24 protein-coding genes and 1 pseudogene are annotated in these 26,566 nt (G+C 72.3%); 10 read left to right on the plus strand and 15 right to left on the minus strand.

What is annotated here, in order from left to right; all coding sequences use genetic code 11:
• Window positions 1-13 precede the first annotated feature (13 nt).
• The 8 genes from ACIPXC_RS10785 to ACIPXC_RS10820 are packed head-to-tail and all read right to left on the minus strand — an operon-like array spanning window position 14 to window position 6,909.
• Complete coding sequence (locus ACIPXC_RS10785) at window positions 14-2,062, minus strand: NADH-quinone oxidoreductase subunit L (RefSeq protein WP_401615631.1); 2,049 nt, start codon at window positions 2,060-2,062, stop codon at window positions 14-16.
• Window positions 2,059-2,442 carry an NADH-quinone oxidoreductase subunit NuoK gene (gene nuoK / locus ACIPXC_RS10790; RefSeq protein WP_401615633.1) on the minus strand — a complete coding sequence of 128 codons (384 nt, stop codon included), beginning with the start codon at window positions 2,440-2,442 and terminating at the stop codon, window positions 2,059-2,061. The genes ACIPXC_RS10785 and nuoK overlap by 4 nt, the downstream gene beginning before the upstream one ends.
• A complete protein-coding gene (locus tag ACIPXC_RS10795) occupies window positions 2,442-3,029 on the minus strand; it encodes an NADH-quinone oxidoreductase subunit J (RefSeq protein WP_401615635.1) in 588 nt (195 codons plus the stop codon). Before ACIPXC_RS10795 ends, nuoK begins: the two co-directional genes overlap by 1 nt.
• Window positions 3,026-3,640: a NuoI/complex I 23 kDa subunit family protein gene (locus ACIPXC_RS10800; protein ID WP_401615637.1), complete on the minus strand. Its 615-nt coding sequence runs from the start codon at window positions 3,638-3,640 to the stop codon at window positions 3,026-3,028. Before ACIPXC_RS10800 ends, ACIPXC_RS10795 begins: the two co-directional genes overlap by 4 nt.
• Window positions 3,640-4,608, minus strand: a complete 969-nt coding sequence (locus tag ACIPXC_RS10805) for an NADH-quinone oxidoreductase subunit H (protein ID WP_401615639.1) — start codon at window positions 4,606-4,608, stop codon at window positions 3,640-3,642. Before ACIPXC_RS10805 ends, ACIPXC_RS10800 begins: the two co-directional genes overlap by 1 nt.
• Entirely contained in the window at window positions 4,605-5,921 is a 1,317-nt protein-coding gene (locus ACIPXC_RS10810) for an NADH-quinone oxidoreductase subunit C (RefSeq protein ID WP_401615641.1), read from the minus strand. Before ACIPXC_RS10810 ends, ACIPXC_RS10805 begins: the two co-directional genes overlap by 4 nt.
• Window positions 5,918-6,511, minus strand: a complete 594-nt coding sequence (locus ACIPXC_RS10815) for an NADH-quinone oxidoreductase subunit B (protein WP_401615643.1) — start codon at window positions 6,509-6,511, stop codon at window positions 5,918-5,920. Before ACIPXC_RS10815 ends, ACIPXC_RS10810 begins: the two co-directional genes overlap by 4 nt.
• Window positions 6,502-6,909, minus strand: a complete 408-nt coding sequence (locus ACIPXC_RS10820) for an NADH-quinone oxidoreductase subunit A (protein WP_030012240.1) — start codon at window positions 6,907-6,909, stop codon at window positions 6,502-6,504. The genes ACIPXC_RS10815 and ACIPXC_RS10820 overlap by 10 nt, the downstream gene beginning before the upstream one ends.
• A 147-nt stretch (window positions 6,910-7,056) precedes the next feature.
• On the opposite strand from ACIPXC_RS10820, the gene ACIPXC_RS10825 reads away from it, so the two are divergent.
• The 8 genes and pseudogenes from ACIPXC_RS10825 (at window position 7,057) to ACIPXC_RS10860 (ending at window position 17,289) form a co-directional block, all read left to right on the plus strand.
• Entirely contained in the window at window positions 7,057-8,259 is a 1,203-nt protein-coding gene (locus ACIPXC_RS10825) for a sensor histidine kinase (protein WP_401615645.1), read from the plus strand.
• Between the two features lie 539 nt (window positions 8,260-8,798).
• A complete protein-coding gene (locus ACIPXC_RS10830) occupies window positions 8,799-10,151 on the plus strand; it encodes a sensor histidine kinase (RefSeq protein ID WP_401615884.1) in 1,353 nt (450 codons plus the stop codon).
• Window positions 10,152-10,592: 441 nt separating this feature from the next.
• Window positions 10,593-11,252, plus strand: a complete 660-nt coding sequence (locus ACIPXC_RS10835; protein WP_030026962.1) for a response regulator transcription factor — start codon at window positions 10,593-10,595, stop codon at window positions 11,250-11,252.
• A 151-nt stretch (window positions 11,253-11,403) separates the two neighbouring features.
• The gene (locus ACIPXC_RS10840) at window positions 11,404-13,347 is read left to right on the plus strand and encodes a 2-oxoacid:acceptor oxidoreductase subunit alpha (RefSeq protein ID WP_401615647.1); all 1,944 of its coding nucleotides are present in this window, start codon (window positions 11,404-11,406) and stop codon (window positions 13,345-13,347) included.
• Window positions 13,340-14,419: a 2-oxoacid:ferredoxin oxidoreductase subunit beta gene (locus ACIPXC_RS10845; protein ID WP_401615649.1), complete on the plus strand. Its 1,080-nt coding sequence runs from the start codon at window positions 13,340-13,342 to the stop codon at window positions 14,417-14,419. Before ACIPXC_RS10840 ends, ACIPXC_RS10845 begins: the two co-directional genes overlap by 8 nt.
• A 63-nt stretch (window positions 14,420-14,482) precedes the next feature.
• A pseudogene (locus ACIPXC_RS10850) lies at window positions 14,483-14,596 on the plus strand (KR domain-containing protein); the annotation flags it as partial.
• Between the two features lie 204 nt (window positions 14,597-14,800).
• A complete protein-coding gene (gene rarD / locus ACIPXC_RS10855; RefSeq protein WP_401615651.1) occupies window positions 14,801-15,745 on the plus strand; it encodes an EamA family transporter RarD in 945 nt (314 codons plus the stop codon).
• A gap of 227 nt (window positions 15,746-15,972) precedes the next feature.
• The gene (locus tag ACIPXC_RS10860; RefSeq protein ID WP_401615653.1) at window positions 15,973-17,289 is read left to right on the plus strand and encodes a M28 family metallopeptidase; all 1,317 of its coding nucleotides are present in this window, start codon (window positions 15,973-15,975) and stop codon (window positions 17,287-17,289) included.
• Between the two features lie 69 nt (window positions 17,290-17,358).
• Here ACIPXC_RS10860 and ACIPXC_RS10865 read toward each other — a convergent pair whose 3' ends face one another.
• From ACIPXC_RS10865 to ACIPXC_RS10890, 6 genes are all read right to left on the minus strand, one after another.
• On the minus strand, window positions 17,359-17,775 hold the full coding sequence (locus ACIPXC_RS10865) for a hypothetical protein (protein ID WP_401615655.1): 417 nt from the start codon (window positions 17,773-17,775) through the stop codon (window positions 17,359-17,361).
• Window positions 17,772-17,975, minus strand: a complete 204-nt coding sequence (locus ACIPXC_RS10870; RefSeq protein WP_366677843.1) for a ribbon-helix-helix domain-containing protein — start codon at window positions 17,973-17,975, stop codon at window positions 17,772-17,774. The genes ACIPXC_RS10865 and ACIPXC_RS10870 overlap by 4 nt, the downstream gene beginning before the upstream one ends.
• Window positions 17,976-18,108: 133 nt before the next feature.
• Window positions 18,109-19,566, minus strand: a complete 1,458-nt coding sequence (gene tnpB, locus ACIPXC_RS10875; RefSeq protein ID WP_401615657.1) for an IS607 family element RNA-guided endonuclease TnpB — start codon at window positions 19,564-19,566, stop codon at window positions 18,109-18,111.
• Window positions 19,563-20,147: an IS607 family transposase gene (locus ACIPXC_RS10880; protein ID WP_401615659.1), complete on the minus strand. Its 585-nt coding sequence runs from the start codon at window positions 20,145-20,147 to the stop codon at window positions 19,563-19,565. The genes tnpB and ACIPXC_RS10880 overlap by 4 nt, the downstream gene beginning before the upstream one ends.
• Before the next feature lie 116 nt (window positions 20,148-20,263).
• Window positions 20,264-21,478 carry an outer membrane lipoprotein carrier protein LolA gene (locus tag ACIPXC_RS10885; RefSeq protein ID WP_401615661.1) on the minus strand — a complete coding sequence of 405 codons (1,215 nt, stop codon included), beginning with the start codon at window positions 21,476-21,478 and terminating at the stop codon, window positions 20,264-20,266.
• A 237-nt stretch (window positions 21,479-21,715) separates the two neighbouring features.
• Window positions 21,716-22,726 carry a polyprenyl synthetase family protein gene (locus tag ACIPXC_RS10890; protein ID WP_401615663.1) on the minus strand — a complete coding sequence of 337 codons (1,011 nt, stop codon included), beginning with the start codon at window positions 22,724-22,726 and terminating at the stop codon, window positions 21,716-21,718.
• Between the two features lie 249 nt (window positions 22,727-22,975).
• Here ACIPXC_RS10890 and ACIPXC_RS10895 point away from each other — a divergent pair, with 249 nt between their 5' ends.
• The gene (locus tag ACIPXC_RS10895) at window positions 22,976-23,152 is read left to right on the plus strand and encodes a hypothetical protein (RefSeq protein ID WP_401615665.1); all 177 of its coding nucleotides are present in this window, start codon (window positions 22,976-22,978) and stop codon (window positions 23,150-23,152) included.
• A 32-nt stretch (window positions 23,153-23,184) separates the two neighbouring features.
• On the plus strand, window positions 23,185-25,191 hold the full coding sequence (locus tag ACIPXC_RS10900) for a CocE/NonD family hydrolase (RefSeq protein ID WP_401615667.1): 2,007 nt from the start codon (window positions 23,185-23,187) through the stop codon (window positions 25,189-25,191).
• A 465-nt stretch (window positions 25,192-25,656) separates the two neighbouring features.
• Here ACIPXC_RS10900 and ACIPXC_RS10905 read toward each other — a convergent pair whose 3' ends face one another.
• The gene (locus ACIPXC_RS10905) at window positions 25,657-26,475 is read right to left on the minus strand and encodes a Cof-type HAD-IIB family hydrolase (protein WP_392576084.1); all 819 of its coding nucleotides are present in this window, start codon (window positions 26,473-26,475) and stop codon (window positions 25,657-25,659) included.
• Between the last annotated feature and the right edge of the window lie 91 nt (window positions 26,476-26,566).

A 26,566-nucleotide genomic window follows, 5' to 3' on the forward strand; every position in this document is an offset into this window, starting at 1 on the left:
GCTGACTCACGGCTCACGATCCGGCGTTGACGTTGGCGAGGACGGCGGTGGCGATCGCCAGGACCACGGCCCCGGCGAGCAGGGCGCTCAGGTAGCTCTGCACGTTGCCGGTCTGGGCGCGGCGTACGAGGCCGCCGAGCAGCCGGGTGCCGCTGCCCGCGCCGCGGACGTAGGTGTCCACGACCTCGCGGTCGAGGAAGCCGACGAGGCGGGCGGCGGCGCGGACGGGCCGTACGAACAGCCGGTCGTAGACGGCGTCCAGGTGGAAGCCCTCGGCGGCGTGGCGGTGCAGGGGGCCCAGGAGGGCCCGGCCGGGGTCGGCGGCGGGCACCGCCGGGACGGCGGGGTGCTCGTGGGTGACCTCCGCGACCTCGGGCGTCTCGGCCGCGGACTCGGCCGCCGCGATGGCCGCGGACACCTCGGCGGCCACGGCGGCGGGCTGCTCGGCGGCGCCGGCACGGCGAGCGGGTGCGGCGGCGGTGGCCGTGGCGGCCCTGGCGGTGGCGCGCTGCCAGAGGGCGTAGGTGAGCATCGCGCCGAGGACGGCGGCGCCCGTGCCGAGGATCGATGTGGCCACGGTCGGGGTGAGGGCCCTGCCGTCGAACCAGTCGGCGAGGGAGTCCGCCGCGAGACCGAAGGCGACCGACGGGACGGCGAGCAGCCACAGCACGCCGGTCATGGCGAGGGGTTCCTTGCCGTGGTCGGGGGCGGCGGCGCCCCGGCCGCGGAAGGCCATCAGCCACAGCCGGGCGGCGTAGGCGGCGGTGAGCAGGGCGGTGAGCACGCCGGAGACGAGCACGAGCCATCCGGCGGCGCTGGGAGCGAGGTCCGAGTGGCCGGTGGCGGTCTGCTCGGCGGCTACGAGGACGGCTTCCTTGGAGAAGAAGCCGGCGAAGGGCGGGATGGCGGCGAGCGCGAGCAGCGCGATCGTCATCGTCCAGAAGGCGTCGGGAATGCGCTTGGCCAGGCCGTCCATCCGGGACATGGCGGCCAGGGAGTTCGTACCGGCGGCGTGGATGATCACGCCCGCGCCCAGGAAGAGGAGCGCCTTGAAGGCGCCGTGGGACAGGAGGTGGAAGACGGCGGCACCGCGGTCGCCGACGGCCAGGGCGCCGGTCATGTAGGCGAGCTGGCCGATCGTGGAGTAGGCGAGGACCCGCTTGATGTCGTCCTGGGCGAGGGCGGCGAGGGCGGAGCCGACCATCGTGACCGCCGCCATGACGGCCATGACGATCAGTGCGGCGGCGGAGGCCGCGAAGACGGGCAGGAGGCGGGCGATGAAGTAGACACCGGCGGCGACCATCGTCGCGGCGTGGATCAGCGCGGAGACGGGAGTGGGGCCGGCCATCGCGTCGGGGAGCCAAGTGTGCAGCGGGAACTGCGCGGACTTGCCCGCGACGCCGGCGAGCAGGAGCAGTGCGATCAGCGTCGGATGGTCGAGTCCGCCCGCGGCGACGGTCCCGAGGATCTTTGTGATCCGGAAGGAGCCGGCGTCGGTGGCGAGCGCGAACAGGCCGATGAGGAAGGGGACGTCACCGAGCTTGGTGACGAGGAAGGCCTTCAGGGAGGCGGAGCGGGCCGCTTCGGTCTCCCAGTAGTGGCCGACGAGGAAGTAGGAGCAGATGCCCATGACTTCCCAGCCGACCAGCAGCACCATCAGGTCGCCCGAGTAGACGACGAGCAGCATGGCGGAGGTGAACAGCGAGACGAGAGCGGCGTACGACGGGTAGCGCGGGTCCTCACGGAGGTACGCCGTGGAGTAGAGCTGCACGCAGGTGGCGACGACCCCGACCAGGACGGCGACCAGTGCGGCGAAGCCGTCGATGTAGAGCGAGAGGTCGATCGGCACCGAGCCGGTCGGGGTCAGCTCGGTCGCGGTGCTGATCGGCTGTCCGCCGCCCTGTCGGACGGCGACGGTCACGGCCAGTACGGCGGCGGCGAGCGTCGGCAGGATCGCGAGGGGGCGGACGAAGCCGGGGGCGGTGCGGCCGAGCAGCAGGCCCGCCACCGCACCCAGGAAGGGGAGCAGCGGGACGAGGACGGCGAGGGTCGTGGTGCTCACGCGGCGACCTCCGGCCGGGCGGTGCTGGTGGCGTCTGTGGTGCTGTCGCCGGTGGCGTTCGGGGCGGGCTCGTGGCCCTCGGCGGTGTCGCGCAGGCGGTCGACGTCCGAGGTGCCGCGGTTGCGGTAGACCATCAGCACGATCGCGAGGCCGATGCCGATCTCGGCGGCGGCGATGGCGATGGTGAAGAGGGTGAGGGCCTGGCCGGCGTGCAGGGTGTCGCGCAGCCAGACGTCGAAGGCCACCAGGTTGAGGTTGACGGCGTTGAGCATCAGCTCGACGGACATCAGGACCAGGATGGCGTTGCGGCGGGCGAGCACTCCGTACAGGCCCGTGCAGAAGAGGAGCGCCGCGAGCACGGCGGGGTAGGCGAGGTGCATCAGCGCTTCCCCTTGTCCTTGGCGTCGGCCGGGTCGTTGCGGCGGGACAGCACGATGGCGCCGATCAGGGCGGCGAGGAGGAGGACCGAGAGCGCCTCGAAGGGCAGCACCCAGTGCTGGAAGAGAATCTCGCCGGAGACCTTGGTGGAGCCCTGGACCGGCCCGTCGAGGTCGATCCAGGTGGTGCGGAAGGCGTCGACGACCACCCAGACCAGGGCGGCGGCAGCCACGACGGCGACGCCGAGCGCGATCGGGCGGTTGCCGGAGTCGGCGTCCGGGGAGCGGCCGATGGGGGCCTTGGTGAGCATCAGACCGAACAGGAGGAGAACGACCACGGAACCGAGGTAGATCAGGACCTGGACCCAGGCGATGAACTCGGCTGTCAGCAGCAGGTACTCGACGGCGATCCCGCCGAGGGCGACGACCAGCCAGAGGGCGGCGTGCACCAGCTGCCTGGTGGTGACCGTGACGAGGGCCGCGCCGAAGGTGGCGAGGCCCACGAGGAGGAAGGCGATCTCGACGCCGGTCGGGGACAGGAAACCGGGCCCGGTGGTGGCGGCTGCGGCCAGGGTGGCGGCGGGGGTCACGCGTCTGACTCCGGGGTCGGGGTGGTCGGCGGTTCGTTCTCGGCCGCCCTGGCGGCGGCTTCGGCGGCTTCGGCGGCTGCCGCCGCGGCGGCAGCCGCTTCGGCCTTCTCCACCGCCTTGCGCGCGGCGGCGATCTCCTTGGGCTCCTCGGCGGCGGGGTCCAGGGCGGGCGGGGCCGGGACGGTCCACATCCACTCGCGGAGTTTGTCGCGCTCGTGGGTCAGCTCGTGGATGTCGGTCTCCGCGTACTCGAATTCCGGCGACCAGAAGAGGGCGTCGAAGGGGCACACCTCGATGCAGATACCGCAGTACATGCAGAGGGAGAAGTCGATGGCGAAGCGGTCGAGCACGTTGCGGCTGCGCTCGCGGCCACCGGGGGTGGAGGCGGGGACCGTCTCCTTGTGGGAGTCGATGTAGATGCACCAGTCGGGGCACTCACGGGCGCACAGCATGCAGACCGTGCAGTTCTCCTCGAACAGGCCGATGACCCCGCGGGAGCGGGGCGGGAGTTCGGGCTGGACGTCGGGGTACTGGGCCGTGTGCGAGCGCTTCGTCATCGTGCGCAGCGTGACGGCCAGGCCCTTGGCGAGGCCGGATCCGGGGATGGGCATTACTGGATCGCCACCTTCACGATGCCGGTGAGCGCGATCTGGGCGAGCGCGAGCGGGATGAGTGTGGTCCAGGCGAGCTTCTGGAGCTGGTCCTCGCGCAGGCGCGGGTAGCTCACGCGGAGCCAGATGACCACGAAGGCGAGGACCGCGGTCTTGAGCAGGGTCCAGACCCAGCCGAGGTCCTCGGCGCCGAAGGGGCCGTGCCAGCCGCCGAGGAAGAGGACGGTGGTGAGGAAGCAGAGGACGACGATGCCGGCGTACTCGGCGAGCAGGAAGAGCGCGAAGCGCAGGCCGGTGTACTCGGTGTACGCGCCGAAGATGATCTCGGAGTCGGCGATGGGCATGTCGAAGGGGGGCCGCTGCAGTTCGGCGAGGCCGGCGGTGAAGAAGACGAGCGCGCCGACGATCTGCCAGGGCAGCCACCACCACTCGAAGGCCTCCACGATGCCGGGGAGGGAGACCGTCCCGGCGGCCATCGCCACGGAGGCGGCGGCCAGCAGCATGGGGAGTTCGTAGGCGAGCAACTGCGCGGCGGTGCGCAGGCCGCCGAGCAGGGAGAACTTGTTCGCGGAGGCCCAGCCGGCCATGAGCGAGCCGAGGACTCCGACGCCCATGACGGCGAGTACGAAGAACAGTCCGGCGTCGATGACCTGGCCGACCGCGCCCTCGCCCGGGCCGATGGGGATGGCGAGGAGGACGAGGAGGTACGGCAGCAGGGCGACGGCGGGGGCCAGCTGGAAGATCCGGCGGTCGGCGCCCGCCGGGACGACGTCTTCCTTCTGCGCGAACTTCACGCCGTCGGCGACGAGCTGGGCCCAGCCGTGGAAGCCGCCGGCGTACATGGGGCCGAGGCGGCCCTGCATGTGGGCCATCACCTTGTGCTCGGTCTGCCCGATGACGAGCGGGAGCACGAGGAAGACGGCGAAGACGACGATCAGCCGCAGGGCGACGTCGAGGACGTCGTTCACGCGTCGCCTCCGTTGTCGGTGGTGGGGTCGGTCTCGGGGGCTTCCCCGGGCCCGTCCTTCGGGTCCGCCTTGGGGGCCGGCTCGTCGAAGGCGGGCTTCGGGTCGTGCCAGGGGGCGTCGGAGCTGCGGGGTGCCGGGCGGCGCGGGGCGCGCGGCGCGGGCTCCGCGTCCGGAGCGTCGGGGGCGGGGACGGCGTCGGGGGCGGTGTCGGGGACGGCCGGCCCCGTGCCGGTGGCCTCCCGGCCCGGCGCGGCCTCCGCCGCCTGGCTCGCGGAGCCGTCCGCCGCCGAGCGGGTGCGGCGGGCCGGGCGAGCCGGGGCCTCCGTCGCCGGAACGGCGGTCTCCGCTGCCTGGCTCGCGGAGCCCTCCGCTGCCGAGCGGGTGCGGCGGGCCGGGCGAGCCGGGGCTTCGGGGGTGTCCGGGCCCGGAGCGGTCTCCGCTGCCTGGCTCGCGGAGCCGTCCGCCGCCGAGCGGGTGCGGCGGGCCGGGCGAGCCGCGGCTTCGGGGGCCTCCGTCGCCGGAACGGCGGCCTCCGCCGCCTGGCTCGCGGAGCCCTCCGCCGCCGAGCGGGTGCGGCGGGCCGGGCGAGCCGCGGCGTCGGCGGTCTGGGTCGCCGAGCCCTCGGCGACCGAGCGGGTGCGGCGGACGGGGGCGCCCTCGCGCGGGGCACGGGCGGCGGCACCGGCCGCTCCGGCGGCACGCGGGGTGCGGGCCGGACGGGCCGGGGCGGGTGGGAGCTGGCCCTTCAGCGGGCCCCAGTCGTTGGGGTCCGGCACGCCGGGCGGCAGCATCTGGCGGCGCTTCGGGGCGTCCGGGTCGTGTGCCTCGCCCGGCTCCTTCGCACCGGGCCAGGCCTTGGCGACGCGCGCGGCCAGCACGAAGTCCTTGCGCAGCGGGTGCCCCTCGAAGTTCTCCGGGAGGAGGAGGTGCACCAGGTTCGGGTGGTCGGTGAAGGTGATCCCGAACATCTCGAACGTCTCGCGCTCGTGCCACTCCGCCCCCGCGTAGACGGCGACGGCCGACGGCAGCGAGGGGGCGCTGTGCGGGACGGTCGTGCGCAGCAGCAGCCTGCGCACGCGGTGGTTCTCCAGCGAGGCGACGTGCGCGCAGATCCGGAAGCCGGTGCCGGGCTCGTCCACGGCGCTCAACCAGTCGAAGAACGTGCAGCCCAGCTTGTCCCGGGCGATCTCCAGCGAGGAGATCCAACTGCCGACGGGCACGTCCACGGTGAGGACGTCGTACGAGAGCTCCGCGGTGGCCTCGGCTCCGAAGACCGTCGGCGCGGCGTCGGGAAGGGAGTCGTAGAGGTTCATGCGCCGGCCTCCCGGGCGGGCACGGGCGGGGGCGTGACCAGGCCGCTGGTGAGCTGGGAGACGGACGGTCCCGTCGCGTACCGCTCGGCCAGCGACTCGCGGGCGATCTTCTCCTGGAGCTTGAGAATGCCCTGGAGGAGCGCCTCCGGCCGGGGCGGGCAGCCGGGCACGTAGACGTCGACGGGGATGATCTGGTCGACGCCCTTCGTCACCGAGTACGAGTCCCAGTACGGGCCGCCGCAGTTGGAGCAGGCGCCGAAGGAGATGACGTACTTCGGCTCCGGCATCTGCTCGTAGAGCCGCTTGACGGCGGGGGCCATCTTGTCCGTGACGGTGCCGGAGACGATCATCAGGTCCGCCTGGCGCGGGCCCGGCGCGAAGGGGATGACCCCGAGGCGGATGAAGTCGTGCCGGGCCATCGAAGCGGCGATGAACTCGATCGCGCAGCAGGCGAGGCCGAAGTTGAAGACCCACAGGCTGTACCGGCGGCCCCAGTTCAGGACCACCTTCATCGGTTCCGGGGCCAGACGGGAGAGGACTCCGAGGCGCTTGGGCTCCGGGAGCAGCTCCGGCTGAGGTGTCACGTCCATTCGAGGACGCCCTTCTTGTACGCATAGAGCAGGCCGACGGCCAGGAAGCCCAGGAAGATGAACATCTCGACCAGGGTCGTGGCGCCGTAGCCGGCGGCGGCGAACACCGTCGCCCACGGGAACAGGAAGATCGAGTCGACGGCGAAGATGACGTAGAGGAAGGCGTAGACGTAGTAGCGGACCTGGGTGTGCGCCCAGCCCTCGCCGACGGGGTCCACGCCGCACTCGTAGGTCAGCAGCTTCTCGGGGGTCGGGACGACGGGCCGCAGCAGGCGGCCCGCGCCGAAGGCGACGGCCACGAAGAGCACACCGAGGGCGGCCAGCAGACCGACGACCGAATAACTCCGGAAGTAGTCCGCCGCGAGCACGGTTACGGTCGATACCGTTGGTTCGGGCACGTCCGTTCCTCGCTCCTCGGTCACTGTCGACGATCTGGTACGGACGGGAGTCTAGGGCCTGCCTCACACGGGGTGGGGTTATCCCCCGTTCACAGCACCCCGGCCACCCCATGGCATCAGCGAGCCGCCCTTGACAGGCTGTGGCGCATGACCACGAGCCCGGCCGTCGCCGACAACGACGCGCCTCCCCGCGTTCGGCCCGTATTCAGCGCCGTCACGTGGAAGGAAATCGCCCATCTGGTGACCAATCTGCCGGAGGCGATCCTCGGTTTCGTTTACGCGATCGTCATGGTTTCCACCGCGGGCGGTCTTTCCGTGACCGCGATCGGACTCCCTTTGCTTGCGGTCGGTCTCTTTTTGTCTCGGCACATGGGACGGCTGGAGCGGGCCCGCGCACGGTTGCTGCTGGGCGTCCGGGTGGAGGAGCCGACCCCGATCCCCGGGCCGCGGCGGTCCGGCGGATTCTTCCCCTGGCTGTGGACGAGCATCAAGGATCCGGTCGGCTGGCGGACCGTGCTGTACCAGCTGATCCGGCTGCCCTGGGGGGTGCTCACCTTCACGGTAGTCCTGACCGGGCTGTTCGTGCTGTGGCCGGTGCTGCCGTATCTGGTGCGGCTGCTGGCGAACGTGGACCGCGCGATGGTACGGGGCCTGCTGTCGCCCTCCGACGACCTGGAGCGGCGGATAGCGGAGCTGGAGTCCGGCCGGGGCGTGGTGGTCGACACCGCGGCGGCGGACCTGCGGCGCATCGAGCGGGACCTGCACGACGGGGCCCAGGCGCGGCTGGTGGCGCTGGCGATGGGGCTGGGCCTGGCGAAGGAGAAGCTGCTGGAGGACCCGGAGGGCGCGGCGGCGATGGTCGACGAGGCCCACGGGGAGGTGAAGCTGGCGCTCCAGGAGCTGCGGGACCTGGCGCGGGGGATCCATCCGGCCGTGCTGACCGACCGGGGACTGGACGCGGCGCTGTCGTCGCTGGCGGCGCGGTGCGTGGTGCCGGTGAAGGTGGTCGTGGACCTGCCGGCGGGGCAGGAGGCCCGGCCGGCGGAGGCGATCGAGGGGATCGCGTACTTCGTGGTGTCCGAGCTGCTGCAGAACGTGAGCAAGCACGCGGGGGCGCAGGCGCGGGGCGCGACCGTGGAGGTGTGGCGGGCGGACGCCCGGCTGATGCTGCGGGTGTCCGACGACGGGCGGGGTGGGGCGGTCGCGTCCGGCGGAGGCGGGCTAGCGGGGCTGGCGGAGCGGCTGGACGCGGTGGACGGGGTGCTGGTGGTGGACTCCCCCGAGGGGGAGGGGACGGTGGTGACGGCGGAGCTGCCGTGGCGTGACCGGGGCCTCGCCGGCCGTGGCTGAGGCCGGGCCGCGGCCGGGGCCGGGGCTGCGCCGCCGTGACCGGGGCCGGGGCCGTTCGGTGACGCGGGACTCCCGTCCGGGGTGGGCGGGGGCCCTGCTCGTCTGCCTGGCGCGGCGCCGCCTCCCGGGGCGCTGCCCCGGACCCCGCGCCTCAAACGCCGACGAGGCTGAATCTGCCAGCCCCGGCCGCGGACCCAGGCCGAACGGGGGTCGCGCCCGTCTGCCCGGCGCGGCGCCGCCTCCCGGGGCGCCGCCCCGGACCCCGTGCCTCAAACGCCGGCGAGGCTGAATCTGCCAGCCCCGGCCGCGGACCCAGGCCGAACGGGGGTCGCGCCCGTCTGCCCGGCGCGGCGCCGCCTCCCGGGGCGCTGCCCCGGACCCCGTGCCTCAAACGCCGGCGGGGCTGGATCTGGCGGCGCTCGGACGCCGGCGGGGTGGGGTTAACCCCCGGGTGGAGAGGCCGACCTGCCGCATGGTCCCGGGGTGGGGGCGGGACGGAGGGTGGAGGTGTGGTCGAGGAGCGGAAGGGCGGGTCGGAGATGGACGACGGCAAGGGCGGGCGGGGCGGCGGTGTGGGCGCGGTGCTGTGGGCCCCGGTGGCGGGGCGGACCTGGCGGGAGTTCGCGCACCTGTTGGTCGGGCTGCCGCTGAGCACGGTGTACTTCTCGCTCGTCATCACCGGCCTGAGCCTCGGCGCGGGGCTGCTGGTGACCTTCCTCGGCGTCCCGGTCCTGGCGGGCGTCCTGGCCACGTGCCGCGGGATCGGGCGGCTGGAGCGGGCCCGGGTACGCGTACTGCTCGGAACGGACGTCGCCGAGCCCGCGCCGATCCGGGCGAAGAAGAGCGGGCCCCTCGCCGCCATGGGCGCGGTGCTCCGCAGCGGGAGCGCCTGGCGGCACGTGCTGTACTCCGTGATCCACTTCCCGTGGGCGGTGTTCGGTTTCTGCCTGGCACTGACGTTCTGGGCGGTGGGTTGGGCGTACCTGCTGTACCCGGTGTGGTTCTGGGTCTTCCCGGCCTTCACCGACCAGCCGGGTCTCCAGCTCTTCCAGAACGACGACTACAGCTTCTACCTCGACTCCCCCGCGGAGATCGCCCTCACCTGCCTCGTCGGGCTGGCCTTCACGCTCGTCACCCCGTGGGTGATCCGGGCCCTGACCACCGTCGACCGGGTCATGGTCGGCGGCCTGCTCGGGGCGTCCCGGCTGGACCACCGGGTCACCGAGCTGGAATCCGACCGCGGGGTCGTCGTGGACACCGCCGCCGCCGACCTGCGGCGCATCGAACGGGATCTGCACGACGGCGCGCAGGCCCGGCTCGTGGCGCTCGCGATGGACCTGGGGATGGCGAAGGAGAAGCTCGGCGAGGACCCGCGGGCCGCGGCCCGCATGGTGGACGAGGCGCACGGCGAGGTGAAGATCGCCCTGCAGGAGCTGCGGGACCTGGCCCGGGGGATCCATCCGGCCGTGCTCACGGACCGCGGGCTGGACGCGGCGCTGTCCTCGGTGGCGTCGCGGTGCGCCGTGCCGGTACGAGTGGCCGTGGACCTGCCGGCCCGGCCGGCCGCGGCCATCGAGGGGATCGCGTACTTCACGGTCTCGGAACTGCTGCAGAACATCAGCAAGCACTCGGCGGCCCGGTCGGCCTCGGTGGACGTGTGGAAGTCCGGGGGGCGGCTGCTGCTGCGGGTCGCCGACGACGGGCGGGGCGGCGCGGACGCGGGCGGCGGGGGCGGGCTGGCGGGGCTCACCGAGCGGCTGGACGCCGTGGACGGGGTGCTGGTCGTCGACTCCCCCGAGGGGGGCGGAACGACGGTCACCGCCGAGCTGCCGTGGCGGGCGCAGGCCCGCGGTAGCGGGATGCCGACGCGGCGCGACGCCGGTCCGGCATGACGCCGGTGCACGGCGGTGGGGCTCCCGTCCGGGTGGGCGGGGGCCCTCTCGGATGCCCGGCTCGGCGCCGCTTCCCGGGACGTCGCCCCGGGCTCCCCGAACTCCCCCGAACTCCCCCGGCCACCGCCGGGAGGTGTCCCCGTGCGGGGCCGGGCAAGGCACCGCCCCGAACCCCCGGCGCGGCTGAAGGCGACGCCGCCTCTCGGAAGCCGGTACCGACCCCCGCGGCACCGCCTCCCATGGTGCCGGCTCCCGAGGAGCGGCGGCCCGGACTGCGGGTTCCGGGAGCGGCATGGTGCGCTCCGCATGCGAAGACTCCCCCCGTACGCCCACGTGTTGTTCCGGCTCTGCCTTCACCGGGACCCAAGGCTGGGATGCTTGGCTGGGTCGGGCAGTACGGGAACGAGTGGACGCGGGAGCTGCTGAGTCGTGGAAGACAGGGTGCGGGTGGTCATCGCCGAGGATTCAGTGCTGCTGCGCGAGGGCCTGACCCGGTTGCTGACCGACCGGGGGCATGACGTCGTGGCGGGCGTCGGGGACGCGGAAGCCCTGATCAAGACGGTGGCGGAGCTGGCGGCCGAGGACGCGTTGCCCGATGTGGTGGTGGCGGACGTGCGGATGCCGCCGACGCACACCGACGAGGGGGTGCGGGCCGCCGTACGGCTGCGGCGCGATCACCCCGGCATAGGCGTGCTGGTGCTGTCGCAGTACGTGGAGGAGCAGTACGCCACCGAGCTGCTGGCCGGTTCCAGTACCGGAGTGGGGTATCTGCTCAAGGACCGGGTGGCCGAGGTCCGGGAGTTCCTGGACGCGGTGGTCCGGGTGGCCCGGGGCGGCACCGCCCTGGACCCCGAGGTCGTCGCCCAGCTGCTCGGGCGCAGCCGGAAGCAGGACGTGCTGGCGGGCCTGACACCGCGCGAGCGCGAGGTGCTCGGGCTGATGGCCGAAGGGCGCACCAATTCCGCCGTGGCGAAGCAGCTGGTCGTGAGCGACGGAGCGGTGGAGAAGCACGTCAGCAACATCTTCATGAAGTTGGGCCTGTCGCCGAGTGACGGGGATCACCGGCGCGTACTGGCCGTTCTCACCTACCTGAAATCTTGATCGACTGACACTCTGTCAGATACGGCATACCGGTCGGGCCGTCTCGAAGGGCGGTCCTACGGTCCAGAATGTGGTCGCTCCTGGGGGCCTGATCCCTACCGTCGTAGGGTGGGTTACGGGGGTGCTCACGCCTCGAAGGAGGTCCAGTTCAGTGACCAGCCAGGTCAGCAGCCCAGCCGAACAGTCCGACGGGGCCGGGGGTGCGGTTGTCGGTGGACAGCGCACTCCGGGGACTCCGGACGGCAAGGAAGTACGACGTCTCGATCGGGTGATCATCCGGTTCGCGGGTGACTCCGGTGACGGCATGCAGCTCACCGGGGACCGCTTCACCTCGGAGACCGCGTCGTTCGGGAACGACCTGTCGACGCTGCCGAACTTCCCGGCCGAGATCCGCGCCCCCGCCGGCACCCTGCCGGGCGTCTCCTCCTTCCAGCTCCACTTCGCCGACCACGACATCCTCACGCCGGGCGACGCCCCGAACGTGCTGGTGGCCATGAACCCCGCGGCGCTGAAGGCGAACATCGCCGACGTGCCGCGCGGCGCGGAGATCATCGTCAACACGGACGAGTTCACCAAGCGCCCCATGGCCAAGGTCGGGTACGAGACCTCGCCGCTGGAGGACGGCTCGCTGGCCGCCTACAACCTGCACCCGGTGCCGCTGACCACCCTCACGGTGGAGGCGCTGAAGGACTTCGGGCTCTCCCGCAAGGAGGCCGAGCGCAGCAAGAACATGTTCGCGCTGGGCCTGCTGTCGTGGATGTACCACCGGCCCACCGAGGCCACGGAGAGCTTCCTGCGGCAGAAGTTCGCGAAGAAGCCGGAGATCGCCGAGGCGAACATCGTGGCCTTCCGGGCCGGTTGGAACTTCGGGGAGACGACGGAGGACTTCGCGGTCTCCTACGAGGTCGCGCCCGCGACCCAGGCCTTCCCCACCGGCACCTACCGCAACATCTCCGGGAACCTGGCCCTCTCCTACGGCCTGATCGCCGCGAGCCAGCAGGCCGATCTGCCCCTCTACCTGGGCTCCTACCCGATCACCCCGGCCTCGGACATCCTGCACGAGCTGTCGAAGCACAAGAACTTCGGCGTGCGGACCTTCCAGGCCGAGGACGAGATCGCCGGCATCGGGGCGGCGCTCGGCGCGGCCTTCGGCGGGGCGCTCGGCGTCACCACCACCTCCGGGCCGGGTGTGGCGCTCAAGTCCGAGACCATCGGGCTGGCGGTGTCACTGGAACTCCCGCTGCTGATCGTGGACATCCAGCGTGGCGGCCCCTCCACCGGCCTGCCGACCAAGACGGAGCAGGCGGACCTGCTGCAGGCCATGTACGGCCGCAACGGCGAGGCGCCCGTCCCGATCGTGGCGCCGAGGACCCCGGCGGACTGCTTCGACGCCGCCCTCGACGCCGCCCGCATCGCGCTGACCTACCGGACGCCGGTCTTCCTGCTCTCCGACGGCTATCTCGCCAACGGCTCGGAACCGTGGCGGATCCCGGACGTCGCGGACCTGCCCGACCTGAAGGTCAAGTTCGCCACGGACGCCAACCACACGCTCGCCGACGGCACCGAGGTGTTCTGGCCGTACAAGCGGGATCCGGAGACCCTGGCCCGGCCCTGGGCGGTCCCCGGCACCCCCGGCCTGGAACACCGCATCGGGGGCATCGAGAAGCAGGACGGCACGGGCAACATCTCCTACGACCCGGCCAACCACGACCTCATGGTCCGCACCCGCCAGGCCAAGATCGACGGCATCGAGGTGCCCGACCTCGCCGTCGACGACCCGGACGGCGCCTCCACCCTGGTCCTCGGCTGGGGCTCGACGTACGGCCCCATCACCGCGGCGGTCCGCCGGCTCCGGGCCGCCGGAACCCCTGTCGCGCAGGCCCATCTGCGCCACATCAACCCGTTCCCGAGGAATCTCGGCGAGGCCCTGCGGCGTTACGAGAAGGTAGTGGTGCCGGAGATGAACCTCGGGCAGCTCGCCACCCTGATCCGGGCGAAATACCTGGTGGACGCCCGGTCGTACAACCAGGTCAACGGAATGCCGTTCAAGGCCGAGCAGCTCGCCAAGGTTCTCAAGGAGGCCATCGATGACTGAGGTGACGGAGGCGACCGACGGGGCGCGGACCCTGCTCTCGCTGGTCCCCAAGGCCGAGAGCAAGCAGTCGATGAAGGACTTCAAGTCGGACCAGGAGGTCCGCTGGTGCCCGGGCTGCGGCGACTACGCCGTGCTCGCCGCCGTACAGGGCTTCATGCCGGAGCTCGGACTGGCGAAGGAGAACATCGTCTTCGTCTCCGGCATCGGATGCTCCTCCCGTTTCCCGTACTACATGAACACGTACGGGATGCACTCGATCCACGGGCGGGCCCCCGCCATCGCGACCGGCCTGGCCACCTCCCGCCGCGACCTGTCGGTGTGGGTCGTCACGGGTGACGGTGACGCCCTGTCCATCGGCGGCAACCACCTCATCCACGCCCTGCGCCGCAACGTCAACCTGAAGATCCTGCTCTTCAACAACCGGATCTACGGGCTGACCAAGGGCCAGTACTCCCCCACCTCCGAGGTCGGCAAGATCACCAAGTCGACGCCGATGGGGTCGCTCGACGCGCCCTTCAACCCGGTGTCGCTGGCGATCGGCGCGGAGGCCTCCTTCGTCGCCCGCACGGTCGACTCCGACCGCAAGCACCTCACCGAGGTGCTGCGCCAGGCGGCCGATCACCAGGGCACGGCGCTCGTCGAGATCTACCAGAACTGCAACATCTTCAACGACGGCGCCTTCGAGGTCCTCAAGGACAGGGACCAGGCCCGCGAGGCGGTGATCAGGCTGGAGCACGGCCGGCCGATCCGGTTCGGTGCGGACGACGAGAAGGGCGTCGTACGCAACGAGGCCACCGGGGAGCTGGAGGTCGTCGACGTGACCCCCGCCAACGAGGGCCGGGTCCTGGTCCACGACGCCCGCACCGCCAACCCCACCACGGCGTTCGCACTCTCCCGCCTCGCCGACCCGGACACCCTCCACCGGACCCCGATCGGCGTCTTCCGCAGCGTCGAGCGGCCCGTCTACGACACGCTCATGGCCGACCAGCTCGACGCGGCCATCGACCGCAGCGGCAAAGGCGACCTCGGCGCGCTGCTGAACGGCAACGACACCTGGACCGTCGTCGGCTGACCGCACCTGCGCCACGGTCGCCGGAAGCCCGGACCCCGAACGGGGTCCGGGCTTCGGCATGCACTCGACGCGGCGAAGGCGGCGGGCGTGGCGCTGCTCGCCTACACGGGCACCCTCGGCGGCCCCGAGGCGGACTTCGCACTGACCGCCGAGCACACCGCCACCGAGCGGGCCGTCGGCGCCGCGCCGGCCTGACGGCGCGGGTTCCGGCCGTCCGCGCGGAGGCGCGGACACGCGGTCACGCGGAGGCGCGGAGGCGCGGATGCGCCCGGACGCACGGCTCACGGAAGGTGTCATGAGTATCTCGTAATTACGGGCATGACATCCGGGCCGCGCGGCGATACCGTCGTGAAGTTGGCTGGAAGTCGCACAGGAGGCCCCGTGAAGGCACAGAACGAGCAGCGCGCGGGTTTGCTCTACGGATTCGGCGCCTACGGGATGTGGGGGCTGGTACCCCTCTTCTGGCCACTTCTGATGCCCGCCGGAGCCGTCGAGATCCTCGCCCACCGCATGACGTGGTCCCTGGCCGTGGTCGGGCTGGCCCTGCTCGCCGTCCGTCGCTGGGGCTGGATACGGGAGTTGCTGCGCCAACCGCGCAAGCTGGGCCTGACCGCACTGGCCGCGTCGGTGATCAGCGTGAACTGGGGTCTGTACATCTGGTCGGTCAACAACGGCCACGTGGTCGAGTCGAGCCTCGGGTACTTCATCAACCCGCTGGTCAGCATCGCGATGGGCGTGCTGGTGCTGGGTGAGCGGCTGCGCCGCGCCCAGTGGGTGGCCGTCGGCCTCAGCTTCCTCGCCGTCCTCGTGCTCGCCGTCGGCTACGGGCGGCCGCCGTGGATCTCGCTGGTCCTGGCCTGCTCCTTCGCGACGTACGGGCTGATCAAGAAGAAGCTCAACATGGGCGGGCTGGAGTCGCTGGCCGCCGAGACGGCCATGCTGTTCCTGCCTGCCCTCGGCTACCTGCTGTGGCTGGGCGCGCAGGGCCGGTCCACCTTCGCCTCGCAGGGCGTCGGCCACGCGCTGCTGCTGGCCGCGACCGGCCTGGTCACGGCGATACCGCTGGTCTTCTTCGGGGCAGCCGCCATCCGGGTCCCGCTGTCCACCCTCGGGCTGCTGCAGTACATGGCCCCGGTGTTCCAGTTCGGGCTCGGCGTCCTGTACTTCCACGAGGCCATGCCGCCCGAGCGCTGGGCCGGCTTCTCCCTGGTCTGGGCCGCGCTGGCGATCCTGACCTGGGACGCCCTGCGGACGGCGCGGCGCTCCCGCGCCCGGCTGGAGGCGGCCCCGGTGGTCGCCCCGGCGCCGGCCCGCGAACCCGCGTAACGACCGCCCCGCGGAGCGCGCACCAGCAAACGCCCCGGGCCCCACGATCCCCGGTACGGACCCTCCGTACCGGGGATCGTCCGTTTTCCGAACTGCCCTGACCGAATTATGGTCTTGACGGACAGTCACATCCTCGCTGACCATCAGGCTCGCACTGACGCACTAAAGCTCACCAGCTCTATCTCGCTCGTTCCGTCATATCCCCAGCGGAATCCCGGAGCCCCCACATGAGCCTGTCCGTCTCCCGGCGCCTCGCTGCCGTGACCGCGTTCGCGGTCGCCGGCCTGTTCGCCTCCGCCGCCCCCGCCGCACTCGCCGCCCCCACGGCGGTCGCCGCGGCACCGACACCCCCCGACATCCCGCTCGCCAACGTCAAGGCCCACCTGTCGCAGTTCTCGACGATCGCCGCCAACAACGGCGGCAACCGCGCCCACGGCCGGACCGGCTACAAGGCCTCGATCGACTACGTGAAGGCCAAGCTCGACGCGGCGGGCTTCACCACGACCCTGCAGACCTTCACCTCCAGCGGCGCCACCGGCTACAACCTGATCGCCGACTGGCCGGGCGGCGACCCGAACTCGGTCCTCATGGCCGGCGCGCACCTCGACTCCGTCTCCTCGGGCGCGGGCATCAACGACAACGGCTCCGGCAGCGCCGCCGTCCTGGAGACCGCCCTCGCCGTCTCCCGGGCCGGGCTGCAGCCCACCAAACACCTGCGCTTCGGCTGGTGGGGCGCGGAGGAGCTGGGCCTGGTCGGGTCGAGGTACTACGTCAACAACCTGCCGACCGCCGAGCGCGCGAAGTTCTCCGGTTACCTGAACTTCGACATGATCGGCTCGCCGAACCCGGGCTACTTCGTCTACGACGACGACCCGGTGATCGAGCAGACCTTCAAGAACTACTTCTCGGGCATCGGTGTCCCGACCGAGATCGAGACGGAGGGCGACGGCCGCTCCGACCACGCCTCCTTCAAGAACGTGGGCATACCGGTCGGCGGCCTGTTCACCGGGGCGAGCAACCGCAAGACCTCGGCGCAGGCGCAGAAGTGGGGCGGCACCGCCGGCCAGGCGTTCGACCGCTGCTACCACTCTTCCTGCGACAACACCGCGAACATCAGCGACACCGCCCTGGACCGCAACACGGACGCCGCCGCGTACGCGATCTGGACCCTGGGCGCGTCCACCCCGGTCCCGCCCGGCCCGTCCTTCGAGAACACCACGGACGTGAACATCCCGGACTCCCCCGGCGCCGCGGTCAGCTCGCCGATCACGGTCTCGGGCGTCGCGGGCAACGCGCCGGCCACCACCAAGGTGGACGTGAACATCGTCCACACCTACCGCGGTGACCTGGTGGTCGACCTGGTCGCCCCGGACGGCACGGTCTACAACCTGCACAACCGCTCCGGCGGCAGCGCCGACAACATCGTGGGTTCGTACACCGTCAACGCCTCCAGCGAGGTCGCGAACGGGGTCTGGAACCTCCGGGTCAAGGACCTGGCCGCGCAGGACGTCGGCTACATCAACAGCTGGAGGATCACCTTCTAGGCGACGGCGACGGTGGTCCCGCAGTCCTCGCAGGGCCCCGGCACGGTCCCTCCCGGGTCGCGCCGGGGCTCAGCCGTCCTCGGCGCGGGCCTGGGAGGAGGCCTCCAGCGGCTCCCTCATCCGGGCCCGCAGTTCCTCGGCCACGGCCGCGACGTCCGCGAGGCCCAGCTTCGCCGCCTCGACCAGATCGCCGAGCTCCTCCGGCGTGGGCAGTTTCGTGGCCCCGGCCACGCGCAGGTACGAGCGGGTCGCCGCGGCCGCGTAGAACTCGTTCATCGGCGATTCCAGCGCCGGGCAGACCGCGAGGGTGTGCAGAAACGCGGCGGCCCGCCACGCGGTGTCCGGGGCGGGCTGTTCTGGCACCAGGACCAGGTCGTTCTGGTGACGGGCGACGGCGGCGGCCACCCCGGAGGGATCCCACACGGCGGGATCCGACGGGAGATGGTGGGCCAGAGCGGTCCAGGCCCACTCCATGGTGATCTTCAATGGCCGAACCGCTCCTGGAAGTAGCCCCAGTGATCGGCGAACTCCTCGATACCGGAGAGGAAGTTCTTCCGGTCCTCGTCGAGTTCGCGCTCCGTGACCTCTGTGATCAGCGCGGTGACCGTCGTCCCCAGCGCCGCCGCGCGTGCCTTGAGGCGCTCGTGGAACTCTTCGTCCAGGCGGATGGTGACGTGTCTCGACATGCCCAACACCGTACAGCGAACGCGCTGTACAGGCAGCGGAAAAGCCGCAAGGGTGGGCAGGGACACAGTCCGTTGCCGAGACCGTAGTCAGGTCTCAGCATTCCGGGCATTTCGGCCCGGAAGGTCCGTCACATCACCAGAGCGTGAGGGCTTCGGCTTGAGTACGGTCTCTCGTTTCTGTCTGCCGCTGGTGCGGCAGGGTTGCGCCACCTGCCCGCCCCGCCTCCGCCGTGCGGCGGGGGCGGGTGGCGCGGGTCTTACGGTCGGCTCCACGAGGCTTCGACGCCGCCGGGGCGGTGTCCTGGTCTCCGGCCACTCCGGTACCAGTGGTGCAGGCCGCCGCGAGGGCGGCGAGGTTGAGTGCGGCGTTGTCGTCCCGGCCGGTGACCAGGCCGCAGGCATCGCATTCGAAGGTCCGGACGTGCAGCGGCAGCTTGGCTTTCACCGCGCCGCACCCGGAACAGGTCTTGGAGGAGGGGTACCAGCGGTCGGCTGCCACGAGGCGGGTGGCGTGGCGCTGGCCGGTCTTGTACGCGAGCTGGCGGCGGATCTCCCCGAACCCGGCATCGGCGATGCGTCGGGCCAGGGGCCGGTTGCGGAGCATTCCGGCGACGTTGAGGTCCTCGACCACGACGGTGCCGTACTCGGCGGCCACGGCGGTGGTGAGCTTGTGCAGGGCGTCCTCGCGGAGGTTCGCCACCCGGTGGTGCACGCGGTTGCGGGCCGCGTTGGCCTTCTCCCAGCGGCGGGACGGCTTCTGCCCGGTGCGCCGGTCGGGGCCCTGACGCCGGGACACGGTCCGGGAGGCGCGCCGCAGCCGCTTACGGGCGGCGTCGTAGTGGCCCGGGTTCGCGACGGTGCGGATCTCGCCGGTGCTGTCGGCCATCACGGCGAGGGTCTTCACACCGAGGTCGATGCCGACCGCCACATCCGGGCGAGCCACGCGCACGATGTCGCGCTTGACCTCGACCTGGAACGAGGCGAACCAGCGTCCGCGTTCGTGCCGCACGGTCGCGGACAGAATCCGGGCTGTCCCGGCCTGGACGCGGCCGAGGAGCTTCACCGTCGGCTCGTGGGTGCGGATCGTCCCGAGGCGGGGGAGGGTGACGTGCCGGCCGTCGGCGTCCACACGGATGGTGCCCGTGGTGAACCGGCAGGCAAGACGCACCTTCCGCTTCGACTTGAACCGGGGGACGCCCATCCGGGCGCCCTTCCGCTTGCCGTTCTTCGACTTCGCGTAGTTATCGAACGCGGACGACGCGTTCGCGAGGCCGGTGGAGTACGCCTCCTTGGAGTTCTCCTCCCACCAGGCGGAGAACCTCGGATCGGTGTGCTTGGCCTCGTTGAACGCCTTCCGCAGCGACGGAAGCGACCATGGCCGCCACCCGGTCAGCGACTCCTCGGGGATCCCGTAGGTCTCCTCCGCGCGGCGCTGCCACCACGACGCCGTCACCCAGCCCACAGCCCAGTTGTACGCGGCCCGCGCGGCACCGCAGTGCGAACGCAGCGCCGTCTCCTGGGAGGCGCCCGGGTCCAGGGCGAACCGGAACGCCTGCACCACGAACCCGGGCTGCGGGCGGAACTTCTTCACCCGGCGTCCTCGCCGGTCGCCACGGCCACCGCGCGAGCGGCCCGGTTCTTCGCCGCGCGGCGCCCGTACAAGCGGGCGCACATCGACGTGAGGACTTCGGTGATGTCCCGTACGAGGTCGTCGGCGGTCTCGGTGGGGTCGAGGACGACCAGGCGCCGCCCGGACGCCGACAGGACCGCTTCGAGGTGCTCGACACCGAACCGTGCAAGCCGGTCGCGGTGCTCGACCACGATCACCGCGGCCTGCGGGTCGGACAGCACCTGGTGCAGCTTGCGCCGCCGCCCGTTCAGCCCCGAGCCGACCTCGGTCACGACTTCAGCGACCGGCAGGCCAAGCCCGTTCGCCCCGTCCACCACCCGTGATGCCTGCCGGTCCAAGTCGGCTTTCTGCTCGGCTGACGAGACACGGCAGTACGCCACCACCCGCCCCGACACCGCGGAGGCATCCGGAGCGGGCTCGGCGACCAGCCACGTCCCGGACGGCGCCTGGGTGACGGGAACGGGCATCTTGCCGTCCTTCACCCATCGCCAGGCGGTCTGGTAACTCACGCCCTGCTGCCGCGCCCACTCCGAAAGCTTCACAAGATCAAGATATCCGGGATGCACGACTAGAAATGACTACGAATGACTAGAAAATCTGTAGCAGCTTTCACCCCCGTCCACCCGTGCGGCACCCGCCACCGCAGTGGCTGCGCGTCCTACTTGTTGGCGTCGGCCGCCTTCACCAGCGCGTCCTTGGTGACGGCGCCGGCGTAGACCTTGCCGTCATCGGTGACCAGGACGTTGAACAGGCGGGTCGACATGACCCGGCCCTCGCCGAAGCTGCCGCTCACCTTGTCCCCGAGGGAGTCGAGGAACTGCTTGGCCTCCTTCGGCGCGTTCTTGTCGTTCTCCAGCTCCCCCAGGCCCTTGCCCGCACCCGAGTCGATCCGCGCGATCGTCGTCCAGCCCTCGCCGAGGACCTTCACATCGCCCTTGCCGCCCGGACCGCCGGCCAGCCCGTCCAGGCCCGGGAAGGACTCCAGCGCCTTGAACGCACCGTCCTTGTCGCCCTTGCCGTGTCCGTCCGCGCCCTCGGTCACCTTGGCGCCCTTGGGCGGGGTGAAGGCGAAGGTGTCGGCGGACGGCTTGGCGAAGTCCACCTTGGTGAAGCCGGCGTCCACGATCGGCTTGCCGCCCTGGGACGAGAGCAGCTGCACGCGCAGCGGCACGCCGTTCTTGGCGTCCACCGCGATCTGCACCGAACCGACGGTCGAGCCGGCCTGCTTGGGCTTGAGCACCAGCTGGTAGGCGTCGCGCCCGGCCACCTGCGCGGTCTCGCCGACGCTGACGTCCGTCGTGGGGCCGGCGGCCGCGAGGACCTCCTCGGCCAGCTTCTGCGGGGAGGCGTTCAGCCGGTCGCCGGTCTTGTGCTCCTTGCCCGCGCCCTTGCCGGCCGCCACTTCCGACGGGGCGGCCTTCTCGTGGAAGACCTCGTTGGACTTGGAGTCGTAACCCCACACGTCGTCGCCGTTGTGGATGAGGCTGTACTCGTCCTTGCCGTCCAGGAAGGTGACCTTCTGGCGGTCCTCGCCGTCGGCCGCGACCCGCAGGGTGTGCGTGCCGTTCGCGAGCTGCGCGACCTTGTCCTCCGGGTCGGCGGAGCCGCCCGTGACGCCACCGCCGCCGAGCAGCCCGGACGCGATCTTCGGCAGGCCCAGGTCGGTGCTGATCTTCGCCGTGCCCGACAGCTGCTCCACGTCCGAGGCGGCGATCTTCTCGATCAGCTGCTGCGCCGTCACCTTGGGCAGGTCGGGCCCGCCGGCGTTGGCGAAGGCGGGGACCATCGCCACGGTCGCCGCGGCAACACCCGCCACCGCCACCGGTACGGCGTACCGGGCGACCCTGCGAGAAGTCTTCGTGTTCGCTGCCATGTCAGTGCCCTGCCCTCTGTGTCGACTGCGACGATCCGCGTGTCGCCGCGCTCACCCGATCTGGTGGGGTTGATGACTCCATCTGACCAAATCGGCGTCGCCGGGGCGTCAGTCCCCGGAAGCAACTGGACGTACGACCGTGGGATGACACGGAACGGGCCCCCGCTCGCCGACCCGTAGGGGTCGGCGAGCGGGGGCCCGTCCGGTGCCGTCGGGCGCGGCCGCCCACGGGAAACCTCAGCCGGCGCGGTGCACCACCGCGTCGCACAGCTCCTCCAGAGCCGCCTTCGCGAAGCACTCCGGGAGCGGCGCGAGCATGGCCCGCGCGTCCTCCGCGTACCGGACGGTGTCGCGGCGGGCCTGCTCCAGGGCGGGGTGCGCCCGCAGCCGGGTGAGCGCCTCGGCGTGGCGGGCGTCGTCCGTCAGGTCGCCATCCAGGAGGGCGACGAGCTCCAGGTCCTCCGGACGCCCCTCCCGCGCGGCCATCTCGCGCAGCCGCAGCACGGGCAGCGTCGGGATGCCCTCGCGCAGGTCGGTGCCGGGGGTCTTGCCGGACTCGTGGGCGTCGGAGGCGATGTCGAGGACGTCGTCGGCGAGCTGGAAGGCGGTGCCGAGCCGCTCCCCGTACTGGGTCAGGATGTCGACGACGGACTCGTCGGCGCCGGACATCAGCGCGCCGAAGCGGCCGGAGACCGCGATCAGCGAGCCGGTCTTGCCGGCGATGACGTCAAGGTAGTGGGCGACGGGGTCGCGGCCGTCGCGCGGACCGGCCGTCTCCAGGATCTGGCCCGTCACGAGCCGCTCGAAGGCCTCCGCCTGGATGCGTACGGCCTCGGGTCCGAGGTCGGCCAGGATGTGCGAGGCACGGGCGAAGAGGAAGTCACCCGTGAGAACGGCCACCGAGTTGCCCCAGCGGGCGTTGGCGCTCTCCACGCCCCGGCGCACGTCCGCCTCGTCCATGACGTCGTCGTGGTAGAGCGTCGCCAGATGGGTGAGCTCGACCACCACCGCGGACGGGACGATCCCGGGCGCGTAGGGGTCGCCGAAACGGGACGCGAGCATGACCAGCAGCGGCCGGAACCGCTTGCCGCCGGCCCGGACCAGGTGCTGTGCGGCCTCGGTGATGAAGGGGACTTCGCTCTTGGTGGCTTCCAGCAGACCCGCCTCGACGGCGGCCAGTCCGGCCTGGACATCGGTCTCAAGAGCCTGGTCCCGCACGCTCAGTCCGAACGGCCCGACGACGGTCACGAGGGGTACTCCTGTCTGCTGACGATCACGCTGACGATCACATGGATTGTCGATGTGTCGCTGCCATCACTCAAGCCAGCGTATCGGGTCTGTTTTCGATCACCGAGAGGGCCTTCCCGGCCACCCTCCCCACACTGCCCGATGAGCCCCGGTATGTTCGGGAGGAGCCGAAACAACCGGAGAGTACGTTTTGCGCAGAACGACGACCGAGACGGACGAGCCCCCGCACCCGACGCGATGCGCCGCGCCGTGCGGTGGATCACCGGCGGGCTGCTCACGGCCGCCGCGCTCGCCACTCTTCCGGCGGTCGTCGGCCGGTTGACGACGGACCGCTTCGGCGCCCGCGGCGCCGTCGCCGTGGCGGCCGGCCTGATCGTGATCGCACCGGCGCCGTGGCCGCGGCGCACGGTGCACCCCGTCCACTGAGGCTCCGGCCGAGGCGATTGGTGGCAGAACCGATGACCATCCGCACCGAGTTCCCGTACGGATCCACCCACGAGGATGTCCGGATCCCGCTCCCCGACGGAGTGGAGCTGTACGCCCGGATCTGGCGCCCCGTGACCGACGATCCCGTCCCGGCCCTGCTGGAGTACCTCCCGCACCGGCTCACCGACTGGACCGCGCCGCGCGACTGGCAGCGCCACCCCTGGTACGCCGGGCACGGCTACGCCTCCGTACGGGTGGACGTGCGCGGACACGGGTGCAGCGGCGGTCTGCCCGGCGACGAGTACGACGCCCGCGAGCTCGCCGACGGGGTCGCGGTGGTGGAGTGGCTGGCGGCACAGGAATGGTGCACGGGATCGGTGGGGATGTTCGGGATCTCCTGGGGCGGGTGCAACTCCCTCCAGATCGCCGCCCTCGCCCCCGAACCCCTGAAGGCCGTCGTCACCGTCTGCTCCACGGACGACCGCTACGACAACGACGTGCACTACATGGGCGGCTCGGTGCTCGCCGTGGACATGCACGCCCGGGCGGCGGCCATGCTGGCCTTCGCCTCCCGGCCGCCGGACCCGCGGTACGCCGGCGACGGCTGGCGGCAGCAGTGGCTGGACCGGCTGGAGGCGGTGGAACCGCTGATCCACACCTGGCTCTCACACCAGACCCGCGACGCCTACTGGCGCCACGGCAGCGTCTGCGAGGACTACGGGGCGATCGGCGCGGCCGTACTCGCCGTCGGCGGCTGGCACGACCCGTACCGGGACACCGTGCTGCGGCTGGTCGAGCACCTGCCGAAGGCGCGCGTACGGGGCCTGATCGGCCCCTGGTCGCACCAGTACCCGGACCGCGGGCTGCCGCCGGGGCCCGCGATCGGCTTCCTCCAGGAGACCCTGCGCTGGTGGGACCACTGGCTGAAGGGCGCCGACAACGGGGTGATGGACGAACCGCTGCTCCGCGCCTGGATCAGCGAAGCGCATCCGCCGGCGACCGGGTACGAGGAACTGCCGGGCCGCTGGGTCGCCGAGAAGGCCTGGCCGTCGCCGTCCGTGATCCCCGTCCCGTACGTGTTCCAGGGCGCACCGGTGGCCGTCGCCTCCCCGCAGCACACCGGGCTGGACGCGGGCCGCTTCGTCCCCTCCGGCAACGACGCCGACCTGCCGCCCGACCAGCGGGAGGAGGACGCGAAGTCGGCCTGCTTCGAGTTCCCGGTGGGCGGCACGGAACCGGTGGAGATCCTGGGCCGGCCGTCGGTGACCCTGCGGCTGCGGCTCGACGTGCCGTACGGGCAGGTCGTGGCCCGGCTGTGCGACGTCGCCCCGGACGGGTCCTCGACGCTGGTCACGCGGGGCGCGCTGAACCTCTCCGCCCGCCGGGGGCGCGACCGGGCCGTCCCGTGGCCGGTGGGCTCCTACGAGGACGTCACCTTCGAGCTGAACGGCATCGGCCACGCCTTCCCGCCCGGGCACCGGATCCGCCTCGCCGTCTCCTCCGCCTACTGGCCGTGGATCTGGCCGCGGGCCGGATCGGAGGCCGGCTGGACGCTGGACCCGGCGGGCAGTTCGGCGACCCTGCCGGTGCGGGCGGCCTCCCCGGCCGGGGACGACGGGATCGTCTTCGAGGCCCCGGAGCAGTCGGAGCCGCTCGGCGTCTCCCACCCGGCCACCCTGGACGAGCCGCGCCCGGAGCGCCTGGTCGTCCGGGACGTCGCGCGCGGGACCTGGCGGCTGGAGGTGGACCCGCGCCACGGGGGCACCAGGGTCTACCCCGACGGCCTGGAGTACGGCGAGGACGCGACGGAGGTGTACGAGATCCAGGACGGTGACCCGTTGTCGGCCCGGACCCGCTCCCAGTGGCGGATCCGGCTCCACCGGCCGGAACCGGGGTGGGACGTGCGGGTGGAGACGCGCTCGGAGATCACCTGCGACGAGGGCGGCTTCATGACGTCGAACGAGGTGGTGTGCCGGGAGGGCGACGAGGTGGTCTTCCACCGCACCTGGGAGCGCCGCCTCCCGCGCGGGGCGAGCTGACCGCACCGCGCCGCCCCGGGCCCGGCGGCCCGGGGGCGGGCCAGGGGCCCGGTGGCCGGGTGGCCGGGGCCAGGGGACGGGCCAGGGTCCGGGGACGGGGACGGGCCAGGGGCCGGGGCGGGCGGCCGTCCCCCGGGGAGGCGCCCCGGTGGCCCGCGGCCCGCGGCCCGGGGCCCGGCGGCCAGCGCCCGGCGGCCCGGGGGCCGGGGGCCAGCGCCCGGGGGCCGGAGGGCCGGAGGTCAGCCGAACAGCGGTCGGCGGCCAGCAGCCAGCGGGCGGCGGCCAGCGGGCGGCGGGCGGCGGGCGGCGGCCAGCAGCCAGCGGGCGGCGGCCAGCGGCCAGCAGCCAGCGGCCGGCGGCCAGCGGCCGGCGGCCAGCGGCCGGCGGCCAGCGGCCGGCGGCCAGCGGCCGGCGGCCAGCGGGCGGCGGGCGCCGGGCGGCGGGCGCCGGGGTGGCGGGCGGCGGTCAGCCGAACAGACGCTCCAGGACCACCGCGATGCCGTCGGCCGCGTTGGAAAGCGTCACCTCGTCGGCCACCGCGACCAGCTCGGGGTGGGAGTTGGCCATGGCCACCCCGTGGGCCGCCCACGCGAACATCGGGATGTCGTTCGGCATGTCCCCGAAGGCGATCGTCGCGGCCGGGGACGCGCCCAGTACGGCCGCGGCCCGGGCGAGGCCGTACGCCTTGTCGACCCCCAGCGGCTGCAGCTCCACGGTGTACTCGCCCGCCATCGTGACGTTCACCAGGTCGCCGACCACCGACCGCGCCACCCGCGTCAGCTCGTCGTCGTCCAGCTCCGGGTGCTGGAGCAGCACCTTGCTGATCGGAGCCGACCACAGACCCGACCGCCGGGCCACCCGCACCGTCGGCAGGTGCGGGTGCCACATCCGGTAGCCCGGCCCCATCAGCATCTCCGCGTCCAGGCCCTCCTGGTTGACCGCCGCGTAGACCTCGCCGACCTCCGCCTCGATCTTGCCGAGGGCGACCTCCGCCAGCTCCCGGTCCATGGAGACGGAGTGCAGCAGTCGGCCGTGCGCCGCGTCGTACACCTGCGCGCCCTGCGCGCACACCGCGAGCCCCGTGTAGCCCAGTCCGGCGAGAACGTGCCGGACCTGAGGGACGGGGCGGCCGGTGACGATGATGTGCCGGGCGCCGGCCGCGCGGGCCGCCGCGAGCGCCGCAGTGGAGCGGGCTGAGACGCTGTCCCCGGAACTCAGCAGAGTCCCGTCCAGGTCTGTGGCGATCAAGGCATAAGGGAGGGCCGGAAGCGGCGCGGAAGTCACGGCGCCAAGGATACGGACCCCAGTGGACAAGTCCTACAAATAGAGCGCGAATCCGGCCTCCCACGCGCCCCTTCAGCCACGTAACGTGTCA

Origin of the sequence: Streptomyces sp. NPDC090021 (assembly GCF_044748225.1) — a bacterium.
In the GTDB taxonomy this organism is placed as follows: Bacteria; Actinomycetota; Actinomycetes; order Streptomycetales; family Streptomycetaceae; genus Streptomyces.